Source organism: Sorangium sp. So ce834 (assembly GCF_051521425.1).
Taxonomy (GTDB): Bacteria; Myxococcota_A; Polyangia; order Polyangiales; family Polyangiaceae; genus Sorangium; species Sorangium cellulosum_D.
This window is the reverse complement of record NZ_CP150351.1, coordinates 4,935,927-4,950,255: the sequence shown is the minus strand read 5'-3', so window position 1 is coordinate 4,950,255 and position 14,329 is coordinate 4,935,927. Positions and strand designations below refer to the sequence as shown.

The window sequence follows — 14,329 nt, the reverse complement described above, 5'->3', positions numbered from 1 at the left end:
GCGCATTCCCCCCTTCCGCGCGACGGATCTAGCACCGTGGGCTCGACCGGCACGCGGGAAGCGCGCCGGTGCGCGCGCGAGGAGCAGGCGCGGGGCGCGGCCGCGGGATCGGCGCTTGCTGATGCGCGGTTCCATCATGGAGGGTGATAACCGCATGTGCTCCCGCTGTGTCCGGATTGCCCTGCTCTGCTCCGCGCTGGTGGCCCTCGTGGCGTCCTCGGGTTGCGGCGCGAGCGCCCCGCGGGTCGATTTCGAGGCGGAGCGCCGCGCAACCCGCGCCTATGCGGTCGGCCCCGGCGACGTGCTGGAGGTGCGCGCCTGGAAGAACGAGGCGCTGAGCCACCGCGTCACGGTGCGGCCAGACGGGTTCATCACGGTCCCGCTCGTCGGCGATATCCTGGCGTCGGGGCGCACCGTCATGGGCATCGCCGAGGAGATCGCGACGCAGGCGGCCAAGTTCTACCACGAGAAACCCGTCGTCAGCGTGGAGGTGGCGGAGCTCCACAGCTACCGCGTCTACGTGATGGGCGAGGTGTCGCGTCCGGGCGAGTTCACGCCGCGGGCGCAGATCACCGTGCTCCAGGCGCTCGCCCTCGCCGGCGGGTTCACGCGCTTCGCCGATCCCGACGAGGTGGTGATCGTCCGGCGCGACGCGCTCGGCGAGCGCAGGATTCCGTTCGTGTTCGATGCAGTCGTCGAGAAAGGCGATCTCCGCGGGGACCTGCCGCTGCAGACGAACGATACGGTGGTGGTGCCGTAGGGCCGCTCGATCATGGCGGGCGCATCCGCCCCGCCGAGCCGCGCCCCGGCCTATCCGAGCCGCTCGCGGATCCACGCCGCGATGAGCTCCGCCGCGGCCTGCCGGTGCCCCTTCAGGAAGTGCGTCGCCCCCTGGAGCTCCACATAGCTCCTGTCCTGCGCGGCGCTCGCCTCGAAGCTCTCCCGCGCCTGCCGCAGCCGGATCTCCGTATCCGCCGTCGCATGCAGGAACAGCGTCGGGATCGCGACCGCGCGCAGGCTGTCCGCGAGCCGCGCCCGCGACGACAGGCTCGACCACGTGGACAGCCACGCTCGCGCGGTGAGCGTCCGCGCCACGCCCCCATAACCATAGTTCGCGACGAACGGATCCGGCGACGCGAAGATCGACCCGAGCGCGCGGTCGTCCGGATCGATGGTCGGGTCCAGATACGCCGGATCCGCCACCGTGCGGTATACCGTCAAGAACCGCCCGTGCGCGCTCCGCCGCCGCATCCGGCTCCACTCGGGGTGCTCCGGGGCCATCTCCTCCAGCGCCGCCGCCGCGTCGGCCTGCGCCTCGATCGCCGCCCGCGCCGCGGCGTCGATGCGCGCGACCCGCGCCCGCTGCGCCGCCCGGTAGCGCGCGAGCCACGCGCGGCCGTACCTGCACGGCGACGGCCAGGGCCGCCAGCCGTTGGCCGGATCGTACATGTCGAGCGACGGATCGACCGACAGCGGATCTCCCTCGTCCACCACCGAAGGGTCGATCGCCTGCTCCAGGAACACCCCCTGCCCCGGGTGCGCCGCCAGCGCGACGAAGGCGTCCCCCAGCCGCCGCCCCTCGGCCGCCGCGCCGGCCTCCGCCAGCGCGAGCAGCGCGCCGCCCCCCGAGTTGCCGAGCAGCACCACCGCCTCGGCGCCCCGCGCCCGCGCCGCCTCCACCGCGGTCTCGACATCGAGCGCCGCCTTCTCGTGGAGACAGTCGGTGTCGTTGTTCACGTAGCGCGTCGCGCACCCGAGCGCCGCCACCCCGCGCGCCGCGAGCAGCGGGCAGAGGTAATGGACCGAGAAATCCGCCCGCGGGTGCGCGAGCACCGCCGCCACCTTGAACCGGCCGCCCGGCGGCGTCCAGAACAGGCCCCGCACGACCGCGCCGTCGCTCCCCACGGCCACGACCGGCTCCCGCCCCAGGGAAGCGGCCGGATCGTCCTCGGGCGAGGGCCAGTAACCGACCGCCGCGGGGCGGCGCCCGTGCCCCAGCATCGCATCGACGATAGGCGCGCTCATCACGCCACCTGCGGCCGGTGGACGATCACGGGCCGCGGCAGCTCGAGCGGCGGCATCGGATCGAGGAGCGAGCGCTCCGCCTCGGCCACCTCGTCCGCCGAGAAGGGCCGCAGCGTCTGGCAGAACTCGACCATGATGCCGTTGGGATCCATCGTGTAGATCGAACGGCAGAAATCGTGATCCATCTCGGTGACCTCGTGACCGTGCGAGAGCCACCGCGCGAGCATCCGGCTGTAGAACTCGCTGGTCGGCGCGCTGAAGGCGAGGTGGTTCACCCACGCCGGCAGCCCCAGCCCCGTCGAGATATCCGTCCTGAAGCGCCCCCGCACCGCCTCTTCGTGCACTTCCCAGAACGCCAGGAGCGGCCCCTCCGGCTCGCTCGTCTGATAAAAGGCGTGCCTCGCCCAGCCCCCGTCACGGCTGCCCTCGTAAGGGACCGCCATGACCTTGACAAGGCGGAACCCCATCACCTGGGTATAAAACCGGTGTGTGGCGACCAGATCCCCGGCCGCCAGCGCGATATGATGCACCCCCATCGTACCCCCCTTGTGCAGGACGATCATGCCACGAGCGCGTGAGCTCGTTCAAGGTGAATGCCATCTCATCGTTCCGTCACTCTATGGCACGATATGGCACGATATCGCACGAGCGCTCGCGCGTCGCGGCGCAACGCGGATGAACCGGGCGCGACCGCGCTCGGCCGATAAGGCTGCTGCGTTCCGAACGGCGCGGTCGCGAGGGCCACGAGCGCGGTGCGCTCGGGGCGATCGCCGTTACCGCGGCGCCCCCATCCACACGCGCGACGTGACCGGGTCGAACACGAGCCGCCTCGCGTCCACGTAGAACGACGCGGCCACCTGCGCTGCGGGGATGGACCACGTCCCGATCCCGCCGCACTGCCTGGCTTCGGGCGGCGTGTCCTTGAGGAACAGCATCACGTCCTGCGCGGCGACGGCGGCGGATCCGTCGGTGCTGACCAGCTCGAACGGCGCGCCCCGGAGGACGCGGTAGGCGGAGACCTGCTCCGATTGCCCCGGAACACAGGTGCTCAGCGACATCGCGGCCTCGGGCACCGGCTCGAGGTCGATCCCGGCCGCCTCGATCGCCGCGAAGAAGGCGCGGTTGATGTTGACCGAGCGCCGGTACACCGCGTCGTCGTACCCCGTATCGAGCTGCGCGACGGCCTGCGCCGCGCCGATGCGCGCCGGGACGGTGGGCACGTTCGGGAAGCCCGGCTGGACCGCGGCGAGATCGGAAGAGTAGTATCCCGCGGTCCAGAGCGGCTTCATGCCCTCGGCGCGCAGGATCGCATCGGGGCAGAGCGCCCCGGCGTCGGCCCGGTAGACGGCGCCGTCCTCGTAATCGAGCGTGAACGCATTGAGCGACAGGAAGTCCGTGCCGACGATGCCGGCCTGGCGCACCGTGCCCTGGACGCCCGAGTGGTCCTGCACCGTGAGGCGGACGGTGCCCCAGGGGCCGTAGAAATCGAAGTCGGCGAACCGATCGGCGCTGCCGGCGACGGGCGCGGGGGCCACCCCGCCCGCGAAGCCCTGCGGGTCGATGGTGCTGGCCGTGGTGCCGAAATCGAGGAGGAAATGGCCTTCAGCGGCGCCGACGCGCGCGACGGCATAAGGCATCTGGCGGGAGACCACGAGAGGCCGCTTCTCGCCATGACAGCCCTGGAGGTCGGCGAGCGGGGCCCCGCCCGCGCCGCCGGCACCCGCGCCGCCGGCACCCGCGCCGCCGGCACCCGCGCCGCCCGCCCCACCCGCGCCCGCCCCGGCCCCGCCAGCGCCGCCCGCGCCCGCCCCGGCCCCGCCCGTGCCGCCGGCGCCCGCCCCGGCACCCCCCGCATCGCCCGCATCAGCCGACGGCGGCGCCTCGCTCATCGTCGCGCTCTGGGCGGGCGAACCCGCGCGATCGGGAGCGCCGCAGCAAGCCGAGACGGCGACCAGCGAGAGGACCGCGGCGGCGCGTGCCCTTGCACGAGGGGAGCTGGACCCCGGCGAGCGCTCGAACCCAAGCATCCGCGCCATGGTACCCGGCGTTGCCGCATCGCGTCAACCTCGCTCGTCCGATCGCGCGCAGGGCCCATCGGGTACGCTGAAGCCCCGGAAGGCCGCTGGAGGGTCGATCTCATGCGCATCGCCGTGCTGCAGGCCAACGCCGTCCCGGGACAGGTGGACATCAACGTCGCGCGCATCGCCGGCGCGGCCCGGCGCGCCGCCGAGGGCGGCGCTCACCTCCTGGTCACTCCGGAGCTGTTCACGACGGGCTACGTGCCGGCGCTGGTGCCCCGGACGATGCTCGCGATGTCGCCCCAGGCCATCGCCCGGCGGCTCGAGGAGGTCGCGTCGAGCTGCGGCGTCGCGCTGGTCGCCAGCGCGCCCGACCGCGGGCCCGACGGGGAGCTCTTCATCGCCGCGCACCTCTTCGATCGCGCCGGGGCGCGCCTCGCGACCTACCGCAAGACGCACCTCTACGGCCCGGACGAGGCCGCGGTGTTCACCCAGGGCCGCGGCGAGCTGCCCATCGCGGCCCTGCACGGCTTCCGGATCGGTCTCTTGATCTGCTACGACATCGAGTTTCCCGAGGCGGTGCGCGGCGTCGCGCTGGCCGGCGCCGATCTCGTGTGCGCGCCGACCGCGCTCCCGGAGCCGTTCGGCGTGGTGGCCCGCACGCTGCCGCCCGCGCGCGCGCTGGAGAGCCAGGTGTTCATCGCCTACGCCAACCACTGCGGGCAGGAAGGAGACACCGTCCTGTGCGGCCAGAGCATCATCGCGGCCCCCGACGGCTCGGTCCTGGCCGCCGCGGGCGCCGCCGGCGAGGACCTGCTCTTCGCCGATCTCGATCCCGAGCTCCAGCGCGCCTCGCGCGCGGACAACCGCTATCTCTCGGAGCGCCGCCCCGACGTGTACGCCGCGTGGGAGCGCGCGGCCCGCACGGGATAGGCAGCGCGTGCGCTATCCTCGGCCCGCGCCATGTCCGACGGCGAGCTCGTCTTCGCATCCATGCCGGCCGCGCTCATCGCGTTCGCCTCGTCCAGCGGCGTCCCGCACGACGAGCTCCTCCGCGCCGCCGGCGTCTCGCCCGAGGCGCTCGCCGCGCCCGACGAGCTCGTGCCGTACGCGTCGCTCTCCTCGCTGTGGGCGCTCATGCTCGAGCGCCTCCCCGGCGAGCCGCTCGGGCTGACCTACGCGCGCTGGATCCCGGTCTCGGTCGTGGGCATCGTCGGGCACGTCGTCCGCCACAGCGAGACCCTGCGGGACGCGGTCGCGGTCTATGGCCGCTTCTTCCGGCTCATGGACCCGCACCTCCGCATCGTCGTCGAGGAGCGCGGCGAGGTGATCCACCTCGCGCTCGAGCACGAGCCGCGGGTCGTCGCGATGGCCGAGCCGATCGAGATGATGGTCGCGACGCTCGCGCGCTTCATCGCGCTCTACCTCGACGGCGCCGCGCGGCCGCTCGAGGCCATGTTCCGCCACCCCCGCCGGCACCCGACCCCGCTCTACGAGGAGGCGCTCGGCGCCCCGGTGCGCTTCGAGGCGGCCGCGACCGGCCTCGTCTACGACGCGCGCGTGCTCGACGCTCCCCTCGTCGGCGCGGATCCCTCGGTCCGCGATTACCTCGTGCGCCACGCCGAGCAGCTCCTCGCCGCGCGCGCGGCGCCGGCCGGCGCGGCGCCGCTCGACGCGCGCGTGCGCGCCCTCATCGGCGAGCGGCTCGATCGCGGCGAGGTGGACCAGGCGCGGATCGCGCGCGCGCTGGGCATGAGCACGCGCTCGCTCCAGCGCGCCCTCAAGGACCTCGGCACGTCGTTCACGGCGCAGCTCGACGAGGCGCGGCGCGGCAAGGCGATCGAGCTCCTCCGCCGGCGCGATCTCGCGCTCCAGGAGATCGCCTTCCTGCTCGGCTACGGCGAGCCGCGCCACTTCTACCGCAGCTTCCGCCGCTGGACGGGCACCACCCCGGGCGAGTACCGGCGCACCCGCGTCCGGTAGCTCGGTGCGTCAGAGATTTCGCTAGAAAAAAGGTCGATAACGAGCGGCCGCAGGAAGTCGAGAGCTCGGCGGCCGAGCGCGTGTCACCCCTCTGCCACGAACCGCCAGGTTACATCGCCGCTCTCGTGCCGTGTTTCGAGATCTCGCACGCCAAGGAGCGGCAGCGTCTTGTTCCAGAATCGGATCGCCCGAGCATTGTCATGGATGGCACAGAGGTGCCACCGCCCTGGATACCGACGGAGCAGCAGCTGGAGCGCATGTCGGCCCGCGCCGGTGCCACGGCTCCCGTGGATCAAAAAGAGCTCCGCGATGCTGAAATCGACGTCGTCCGGCATGTATCTGAACGGTCGCAGGCCGACGCATACGAACCCGACCGGCCGGGCGTCGCTCGTGATGACGTGCGCTCGCTGGAACGGCTGCATCGGGTCCTGCTCCGACCGCGGAGCTCGCAGGTTGCCCGGCGGCGTGACGCTCGAGACCCAATCGTCGACGATGTCCGGTTGCCATCGACCGGCCTCGTCCAGAGCGTAGAAGCTCGTATCGAAGCCGGAGAGCTCGTGGACATACATCGGCCAAACGTTCCGGAAGAACTCACGCGCTTCCCGCGTGCGCCATGCGTCAACCATGGAGATGTTCATCTCTTCCTCGACATGTCGCGACGACGGCAGCCTGCCGGAGGGAGGCCTGAAGCGCGCATCTTTCGTCCGCAGATCACCTCAGCTCGTACACGTCGACCGTATCCACCATCACGTGGGGCACGAGGACGCGCCCGCGCTTCGTGTCATAACCGATGTCCGCGGGCGTCTCCTGCTCGGGGATGGCGACCTCGAAGGTCCCGCCGAGCTTCCCGCGGAGCACCGCCGACGCCTCGTGGCTGGTCACGAGGAGCGCGTCTCCGAGGGAGATCAGGCCGTCGAGGCGGCCGCCGGGCGCCGTGGTGGTCACGTCCCGCTTTTCGCCCTTCTCGTCGAGGACGAAGACCTCGGGAGCGCCGCTCGAGCAAACCACGAGCCCCTTGTCGCTCCACGCGAGGCCGTTCGGCATGCGCAGGTCGGTGGTCTTCGCCAGCGCCCTGGCCCTGCCCTTCTCGATGACGTACATGGCGTCGCTCGACGTCGCCTCGAGGTTGCCGGTCGCGCCGATCGTGAAGCCGGAATCGGACACATAGACCTTGCCGTCCGGCGCCGCCGCGACGTCGTTCAGCAACGTCGCGCCGGGGATGGCGATCTCCCCCTTCGGCGCCCCGGTCTTGAGGTCGAACATCCGCACGGTCGTGAGGTCGGCGACGTAGAGCACGCCCTTCGCGATCGCCGAGCCCGTCGGCGCGTCGAGCTTGACCTTGTTCTTGCCGCCCTCGATCCACTTCAGGCTCGTCACCTGACCGTCGGGCGAGAGGACGGAGATGAAGCCGTTGTTGTCCCTGTCGCCCGGATTGCCGTTGATGTTCGAGACGAGGTAGCGGTCGTTGTCCGCGTCGTAGAGCACGCTCTCCGGCTTGGCGAAGCCGGTGTATCTGGCGACCGGGCGCGGCGCGGCCAGCTCGGGCGGCTCGGGCGCCGCCGTGGACGCCGCGGGAGCAGCCGGGGCCGCGGGCGGGGGCTCGACGCTGCTCGTCGCGACGGGCGCGGCGGAAGCGGACGCCGCCGGTGCCAGCGCGGGCGGCGGAGCCTCCCCGCCGCAGGAGACCATCGCGGCCGCTGCGACGAGGGACGTGAACATGCCGAGGGCTCGTGCCATGGGAAAACCTCCTGGTGGCGAAGCAGCGCCGGCTCAGCGCCGGCTCAACCGCCCGATCGCCCGGCCGAGCCGGTAGGCCAGGCGGCCGGACGGCGCGCTTTGCGGCACCGCCGGCGCGAGGTCATCCGCCGGCATCGCCCCGGGGCGAGCGCCGCTCAGCGGCTCCCACCGATCGGACCCGAGGCTCGCGCGCGAGCGCTCCGCCTCCGTGCGCGAGCGCTCCGCCTCGGCGCGCGAGAGCTCCACCTCGGCCATCGCGACCCGCCGCTCCAGCCAGGCTAGCCGGGCCCGCGCCGCCGCGAGCTCCTGCGCGGGCGCCGGCCCCCCCCTGCGCAGCAGCCGCCTGAGCGCCCGGCCGAGGTGGTACATGCCCCGGCTGAACGGCCGCGTGGCCTCGGGACCCAGGTTCGCGGCCGCCTCGGCGCGGATCTGCTGCGCGCGCACGCGGCGCAGCCGCTCCTCGATCTCGTGAATGCGGAGCCGCACCACCTCGATGTCGCTGCGGTACCTGGACATGCGGCCATGATCGCAAGCCGAGCCGCGCGCGCCAACCGCGACCGGCCGCCGCGCTCGTGCTCCTCTCGCCTCCGCGCGCCCGCGCCGCCGCGCGCCCCTCTCGCCGCCGCGCGCCCGCGCCGCCGCGCGCCCGTGCCGCCGCGCGCCCCTCTGGCGCGATCCGTCGCAACGTTGGCGCCCGACGCCGCTGCCGCGCCGCCGCGCCGGCCTCATCGTTGGATCGATCCCGGCGAGGCGCCGCGCGCCACCGGGATCGAGCTCCTGCCGAGGTGCGCCATGAGCCAATTGCCCCGAGGCCCGCAGGGCCGCCTGCTGACGACCTACCAGTTCCTCACGCGTCCGATCGAGCTCCTGTCCCGGTGCGCCGCCACGTACGGCGACGTCTTCAACGTCCCGATGTACAACGGCGACGTCGTGGTGGCCGGCAGCCCCGCGTCGGTGCAGGACGTGATGACGGCGCCGCCCGACGCGCTCGTTCCGTACGCCACCAAGTCGATCGCCCCGCTCGTCGGAGAGCACTCGCTCGTCATGCTCTCGGGTGAGCGCCACCGGCGCGAGCGGAAGCTGCTGACGCCGCCGTTCCACGGCGACCGCATGCGCGCCTACGCGGCGGCGATGGCGGACATCGCCGCCCGCCGCTTCGCGGAGGCCGCGCGCGCGCCCCGCGCCGTCGCCCAGGACATCACGCAGGCGATCTCGCTCGACGTCATCCTCCGCGCCGTCTTCGGGGTGGAGGAGCCGTCCCGCATGAGCGCGTTCGCGCGCGCGATCGTCGCGATGACCGACGCGCTGACCCCGGCGCTGACCTTCCTGCCGGTCCTGCAGCGCGAGCTCGGGGGCGTCGGCCCCTACGCGCGCTTCCGCCGGCGCGTCGAGCACCTGGACGCCCTGTGCCGCGAGCAGATCGAGCGGGCGCGCGCGGCGCCGGGCGACGACATCCTGAGCCTCCTGGTCGCCGCCCGCTACGACGACGGCTCGAGCATGAGCGACCAGGCCATCTTCGACGAGCTCCGGACGCTGCTCTTCGCCGGCCACGAGACCACCGCGCTCGCCCTCGCGTGGGCCCTCGACCACGCGCACCGCCACCCGACCGTCCTCGCGCGGCTGCGCGACGAGATCGACGCCCTCGGCCCGGAGCCCGATCCGGAGCGCCTCGCCGCGCTGCCCTACCTCGACGCGGTGTGCAAGGAGGCGCTGCGCCTGCACCCGATCGTCACCGAGGCCCCGCGCATGGCGGCGCAGCCGTTCCGCCTCGGCGAGCACACCCTCCCGCCGGGGACGGGGGTCGCGCCGTGCATCCTGCTCGTGCACCACCGCCCCGAGCTCTACCCCGAGCCGTCGCGCTTCAGGCCCGAGCGCTTCCTCGAGCGCAAGTACTCCCCGTTCGAGTACCTGCCGTTCGGCGGCGGGAACCGCCGCTGCATCGGCGCGGCCTTCGCGATGTTCGAGATGAAGATCGTGCTCGGCGTGGCGCTGTCGGCGTGGGAGTTCCGCCTGCTCGACGAGCGCCCGCCGCGGCCCGTGCGGCGCAACCTCACGCTCGGCCCCGCCGGCGGCGTCCCGCTCGCCCTGCGCGCCCGCGGCCGCGCCGCCCTCCGCACCGCCGCCTGATCCCGGGCGCAGGCGGCGCGCGGCGAGGCGCCGAGGATCGGAAGGCGTTGCCCCGATCACCGGGGCACGGCGGCGCCGGAGGAGACCGGGGAAATCGCGACATAAATCCTCCGCGCTGTCTGCCCTGCGGCGATCGCCGGGGGTCGTTCTGGAATAGAGGGGCTCCCCCGCTCGCCGCGCAGCCCCAATGTCGACTCGCCTCCTTCGCTCGCCCGCCGCCCCCTCCCCCGGCACAGCGCCCTCTCCGCCGGCCGTCGCGATCGATCCGCGCGCGGGCACCCGGCGGCGGCGCGCCCCGGGCCGGGCGCGGCGCCCGCGGGCGCTCGCCGGGGTCGCAGGGCTCGTCGCGCTGCTCTGCGCGGCGCCCGCGTGCGAGTCGGCCGCCACCTCCGCGCCGCCGCGCCCGTCCGGGGCCGCGCACGCCCGGCTGGAGCTGCACGCCGACGACGCCGAGGTGTGGGCCTTCAGCGCGCGCATCCAGGGCGCCCTCGCCGGGCCGGGGGCGCTGGAGGAGTGCGCGATCCAGGTGGGCAGCGACGTCCACACCGCCGCGATCGAGCAGGAGCGGCGCTTCGCGGCGGACGTGCCGCTGCTCGAGGGCGACAACGAGATCGCCGCGCGCTGCAGCGCGACGGGCGCGGGCGAGCTGGCCACGCCGCCCGTCACCTACCGCGTCCGGCTGGAGGACGCGCCCCGGGCCCGCGCCCGCGCGGCGCGGGCCGGCGACCGGCTCGTCTTCGACGCCACGGGCAGCGCGCCGAGCGAGCGCTCGCGCGCCGAGCTCGTCGACTTCGCGTGGTCCCGGCTGCGCGGCGACGGGACCGCCGAGCGCCTCGGGCAGGGCGCCCGCATCGAGGTGCCGGCGCCGGACGAAGGCGGGCGCGCCATGATCGAGCTCACGGTGCGCGACGCGCGCGGCCGCAGCGACGCCGCGCGCGTCGCGCCGCCGCTCGAGGCGCCCCCGGGCGCGAGCGCGCCGTCGTGGATCGACGACGCCGTCCTCTACGGCGTCGTGCCGCCCTTCTTCGGCGATCCCCCGCTCCGGAGCGTCCGCGCCGCCCTCCCCGCGCTCGAGCGGCTCGGCGTCACGGCGCTGTGGCTGTCTCCGATCTTCGCCGCGCCCGAGGGAGACTTCGGGTACGCCGTCACGGACTACTTCAGCGTGCGCCCCGACTACGGGACGGAGCAGGACCTGCGCGAGCTCGTGGACGACGCGCACCGGCGCGGCCTGCGCGTGCTGCTCGACTTCGTGCCGAACCACACCTCGATCGAGCACCCGTACTTCCAGCAAGCCGAGCGGCAGCGGGGCCGCGCCCACAGCTTCGCGTTCTACGATCGCGACGCCGGCGGCGAGCCCACCCATTACTTCGACTGGGAGCACCTGCCGAACCTCAACTACGACAACGCCGAGGTGGCGCGCTGGATGCTCGAGGTGTCGCTGCGCTGGGTGAAGCGCTTCGGCATCGACGGCTATCGCGTGGACGCCGCGTGGGGCATCCAGGAGCGGCGGAGCGAGCTCTGGTCGTCGTGGGCTGCCGAGCTCCGGCGCGTGAGCCCGGATCTCGCGCTGATCGCCGAGGCGTCGGCGCGCGATCCGTACTACCTGCAGAGCGGGTTCGACGCGGCGTACGACTGGACCGAGGAGCTCGGGCGGTGGGCGTGGGGCGACGTGTTCGAGGCGCCGCGCGGCATCGCGGCCCGGCTGGGCGCGGCGCTCTCCGCCACGGCGGCGCGCGCCGCGCGCCCCGAGCGCACGCTGAGGTTCATCAACAACAACGACACCGGGGCCCGCTTCATCACGCGCCACGGGCCGGGTCTGACGCGCGTCGCGGCGGCGGCGCTGCTGACGCTGCCGGGCGTCCCGTGCCTCTACGCGTTCGACGAGCTCGGCGCCGAGTACGAGCCTTACGGCGGCCTCGCCCCGGTCTCGCGGCCTCCGCGCGGGCCGCTGACGCGGCACTACGAGCAGCTGATCCGGCTCAGGCGCTCCCTCGCGGCGCTCCGGTCGCCGGGGCTCGTCGTCGTGCACGCCGGGCAGGACGACGAGGTCTTCGCCTACGTCAGACACGGCGACGACGCGTCGCGCTTCGCGCTCGTGGCCCTGAATTTCAGCGAGCGACCGGTGAAGAAGCGGCTCGCCGTCCCGGCGCCGTTCGCCGGCCACGCGCGCGGCGGCCTGCGCGACGCCCTGGGCGGCGCCGGCGCGCACCTCCAGGCGGGCTCCGTCGCGCTGGACCTCGCGCCCTGGGACGCCCGCGTCCTCGTGCCGCGCTAAGACCTCACCCGTGCGCGGCGATCCGGGTCGCCGCGACGTGAGGAGGATCACTCATGGCTCAGGAGCAATGGTCAGCTGTCGATCGCTACATCACCGATCTGCTCGTGCCGCCCGACGCCGCGCTGGACGCGGCGCTCGAGGCGAGCGCCGCGGCCGGCCTGCCGCCGATCAACGTCGCGCCGAACCAGGGCAAGCTGCTGCATCTCCTGGCGCGGATCCACGGGGCGCGGGCCATCCTGGAGATCGGCACGCTCGGGGGGTACAGCACCATCTGGCTCGCCCGTGCGCTGCCCGCCGGCGGCCGGCTGATCACGCTGGAATCGGAGCCGAAGCACGCCGAGGTCGCCCGCGCGAACCTCGATCGCGCCGGGCTGGCCGACCGCGTCGAGCTGCGGCTCGGGCGGGCGCTCGACACGCTGCCGAAGCTCGCCGCGGAGGGCCGCGGCCCGTTCGACCTCATCTTCATCGACGCCGACAAGCCGAGCAACCCCGACTACTTCGCGTGGGCGCTCAAGCTCTCCCGCCGCGGCAGCGTCATCGTGGTCGACAACGTCGTGCGCAGCGGGGCGGTGGTCGACCCCGAGAGCGCGGATCCCAACGTCCAGGGGGCGCGCCGCCTCTACGAGCTGCTCGCCGCCGAGCGACGCGTGAGCGCGACGGCGATCCAGACGGTGGGCACCAAGGGGTACGACGGCCTCGCCATCGCCGTCGTCACCGCCGACCCGTGACCCGCAGCGGCCTGGCGGCCTGCCGGGCGCTCCCCGCACCGGAGGACAAAAAACAGAGCGCCCGCTCGACGGTGGGGGGGGAAACCGTCACGGGCGCTCTGCCGTGCACCTCTAGCAGGACGCGGGCCAGGGGATCGCCGTAGGCCTTTCGAGCGTTTACCCATCGGGTTTCCCCCGAGGCTTTCGATCCTGAGATCGCTGCGTGCAAAGGTGGCATCCGCTCGGCGCGCCGAGGGCCACCGGAGGGTGGTTCCGATCGGCGAGCCGCGCCGCCTGCTCGCCGGGCGGGACGACCCGGGGCCCGAGCAGCCCGGCGGCCTTCGCCGCGTCGACGAGGATCGACGCCGCGTGCGCGTCAATGAGGCTCACCCCGCCCGGTCGTGTGAGCTCCGGAGTTCGCAGATCGTGAGAGGCGTTGCCTGGATCGATGAGCTCGGAGGCGCTCGTCCCCGAGCTCATCGTGACCATCGCTCGTGCATTCCCGAAGAGAAGAACTGGTGTCGAATCCCCCGGCTCTCGCTCAGCCGGGCGTGGCGATCTCGTCGTAGCCGCGGCCGCTGAACTGAAGCAGGCAGACGCCGTGGCCGAACGGATCGGCCAGGCGGAGCATGCGCCCCCACGCGGCCACCTCGACGTCGGCCTCGGGGACCGCGCCCGCCTCCTGCGCCCGACGCGCGGCGGCCTCGAGATCGTCGACGACGAAATCGAGATGGACCGGCGTCCAGTGGCGCCGGTAGTCGCGCGCGGGCGCGCCGGCCGCAGGCGCGCTGCCGGCCGGCTTCTCCAGGAGATAGATGGGCGCGGCCGCGCCGAGGAGCTCGACGAAGGCGCCGCCGAAGCGCCGCCCGACGCGCAGGCCGAACGCGCGGGTGTAGAAGGCGATGGCCGGCTCGATCGCCGGTACATCGATGTTGACGAGCAGGTCGGACATGCGGTCACTCTAGCGACGGGGCGCGCCGCGGCGCAACGCGGGCATCGAGGAGCAGGTGAGCCGCGGTGACGACGAGCTGCGTGAGGCGGCGCGGCGCGGGTACCGCGAGCGCTTCGGGGTGGATCTGCAGGAGCCGGTGCGGGAGTGACCGTCACGGGGCCGGGCGGGCAGCGCCGGGGACCGGAAACGGTCTCCCGGGGAAGCTCAGCTGCCTCCTCGACACCGGAAACGGTCTCCCGGGGAAGCTCAGCTGCCTCCTCGACACCGGAAACGGTCTCCTCCGGGCAGTTCACCTATCTCCTCGACACCGAAAACGGTCTCCTCCGTATAGCTCAGCTATCTCCTCGACACCGAAAACGGTCTCCTCCGTGTAGCTCAGCTATCTCCTCGACACCGGAAACGGTCTCCTCCGTGTAGCTCAGCTATCTCCTCGACACCGGAAACGGTCTCCTCCGTGTAGCTCAGCTATCTCCTCGACACCGGAAACGGTCTCCCGGGGAAGCTC

General features: G+C 73.4%; 14 protein-coding genes. 6 read left to right on the top strand and 8 right to left on the bottom strand.

The window, feature by feature from the left end; translation table 11 throughout:
• The first annotated feature begins 154 nt into the window (after nt 1-154).
• Nucleotides 155-760, top strand: a complete 606-nt coding sequence (locus WMF20_RS17965) for a polysaccharide biosynthesis/export family protein (RefSeq protein ID WP_437615207.1) — start codon at nt 155-157, stop codon at nt 758-760.
• A gap of 50 nt (nt 761-810) precedes the next feature.
• Here WMF20_RS17965 and WMF20_RS17960 read toward each other — a convergent pair whose 3' ends face one another.
• The 3 genes from WMF20_RS17960 to WMF20_RS17950 all read right to left on the bottom strand — a co-directional run bounded on the left by WMF20_RS17960 (nt 811) and on the right by WMF20_RS17950 (nt 3,677).
• On the bottom strand, nt 811-2,025 hold the full coding sequence (locus WMF20_RS17960; protein WP_437615205.1) for an alpha/beta hydrolase: 1,215 nt from the start codon (nt 2,023-2,025) through the stop codon (nt 811-813).
• Complete coding sequence (locus WMF20_RS17955) at nt 2,025-2,561, bottom strand: VOC family protein (protein WP_165374047.1); 537 nt, start codon at nt 2,559-2,561, stop codon at nt 2,025-2,027. The genes WMF20_RS17960 and WMF20_RS17955 overlap by 1 nt, the downstream gene beginning before the upstream one ends.
• 237 nt (nt 2,562-2,798) lie before the next feature.
• On the bottom strand, nt 2,799-3,677 hold the full coding sequence (locus WMF20_RS17950; protein ID WP_437615203.1) for a hypothetical protein: 879 nt from the start codon (nt 3,675-3,677) through the stop codon (nt 2,799-2,801).
• A gap of 486 nt (nt 3,678-4,163) precedes the next feature.
• Here WMF20_RS17950 and WMF20_RS17945 point away from each other — a divergent pair, with 486 nt between their 5' ends.
• Nucleotides 4,164-4,976: a nitrilase-related carbon-nitrogen hydrolase gene (locus WMF20_RS17945; protein ID WP_437615201.1), complete on the top strand. Its 813-nt coding sequence runs from the start codon at nt 4,164-4,166 to the stop codon at nt 4,974-4,976.
• 30 nt (nt 4,977-5,006) lie between these two features.
• On the top strand, nt 5,007-6,026 hold the full coding sequence (locus WMF20_RS17940) for an AraC family transcriptional regulator (RefSeq protein WP_437615199.1): 1,020 nt from the start codon (nt 5,007-5,009) through the stop codon (nt 6,024-6,026).
• 83 nt (nt 6,027-6,109) lie between these two features.
• On the opposite strand, the gene WMF20_RS17935 is transcribed toward WMF20_RS17940, so the two are convergent.
• The 3 genes from WMF20_RS17935 to WMF20_RS17925 form a co-directional block, all read right to left on the bottom strand.
• Nucleotides 6,110-6,652 carry a GNAT family N-acetyltransferase gene (locus WMF20_RS17935; RefSeq protein WP_437615197.1) on the bottom strand — a complete coding sequence of 181 codons (543 nt, stop codon included), beginning with the start codon at nt 6,650-6,652 and terminating at the stop codon, nt 6,110-6,112.
• Nucleotides 6,653-6,737: 85 nt separating this feature from the next.
• On the bottom strand, nt 6,738-7,763 hold the full coding sequence (locus WMF20_RS17930) for an SMP-30/gluconolactonase/LRE family protein (RefSeq protein ID WP_437615195.1): 1,026 nt from the start codon (nt 7,761-7,763) through the stop codon (nt 6,738-6,740).
• 33 nt (nt 7,764-7,796) lie between these two features.
• Nucleotides 7,797-8,279: a hypothetical protein gene (locus WMF20_RS17925; RefSeq protein WP_437615193.1), complete on the bottom strand. Its 483-nt coding sequence runs from the start codon at nt 8,277-8,279 to the stop codon at nt 7,797-7,799.
• A 276-nt stretch (nt 8,280-8,555) separates the two neighbouring features.
• Between WMF20_RS17925 and WMF20_RS17920 the strand changes: the two genes are divergently transcribed.
• The 3 genes from WMF20_RS17920 (at nt 8,556) to WMF20_RS17910 (ending at nt 12,893) form a co-directional block, all read left to right on the top strand.
• Entirely contained in the window at nt 8,556-9,890 is a 1,335-nt protein-coding gene (locus WMF20_RS17920; protein ID WP_437615191.1) for a cytochrome P450, read from the top strand.
• Between the two features lie 187 nt (nt 9,891-10,077).
• On the top strand, nt 10,078-12,165 hold the full coding sequence (locus WMF20_RS17915) for an alpha-amylase family glycosyl hydrolase (RefSeq protein ID WP_437615189.1): 2,088 nt from the start codon (nt 10,078-10,080) through the stop codon (nt 12,163-12,165).
• 53 nt (nt 12,166-12,218) lie between these two features.
• Nucleotides 12,219-12,893: an O-methyltransferase gene (locus WMF20_RS17910; protein ID WP_437615187.1), complete on the top strand. Its 675-nt coding sequence runs from the start codon at nt 12,219-12,221 to the stop codon at nt 12,891-12,893.
• A gap of 156 nt (nt 12,894-13,049) precedes the next feature.
• Here WMF20_RS17910 and WMF20_RS17905 read toward each other — a convergent pair whose 3' ends face one another.
• Nucleotides 13,050-13,361 carry a hypothetical protein gene (locus WMF20_RS17905; RefSeq protein ID WP_437615186.1) on the bottom strand — a complete coding sequence of 104 codons (312 nt, stop codon included), beginning with the start codon at nt 13,359-13,361 and terminating at the stop codon, nt 13,050-13,052.
• A gap of 52 nt (nt 13,362-13,413) precedes the next feature.
• Nucleotides 13,414-13,824 (bottom strand): VOC family protein, encoded by a 411-nt coding sequence (locus tag WMF20_RS17900; protein WP_129575499.1) that lies wholly within the window; start codon nt 13,822-13,824, stop codon nt 13,414-13,416.
• Between the last annotated feature and the right edge of the window lie 505 nt (nt 13,825-14,329).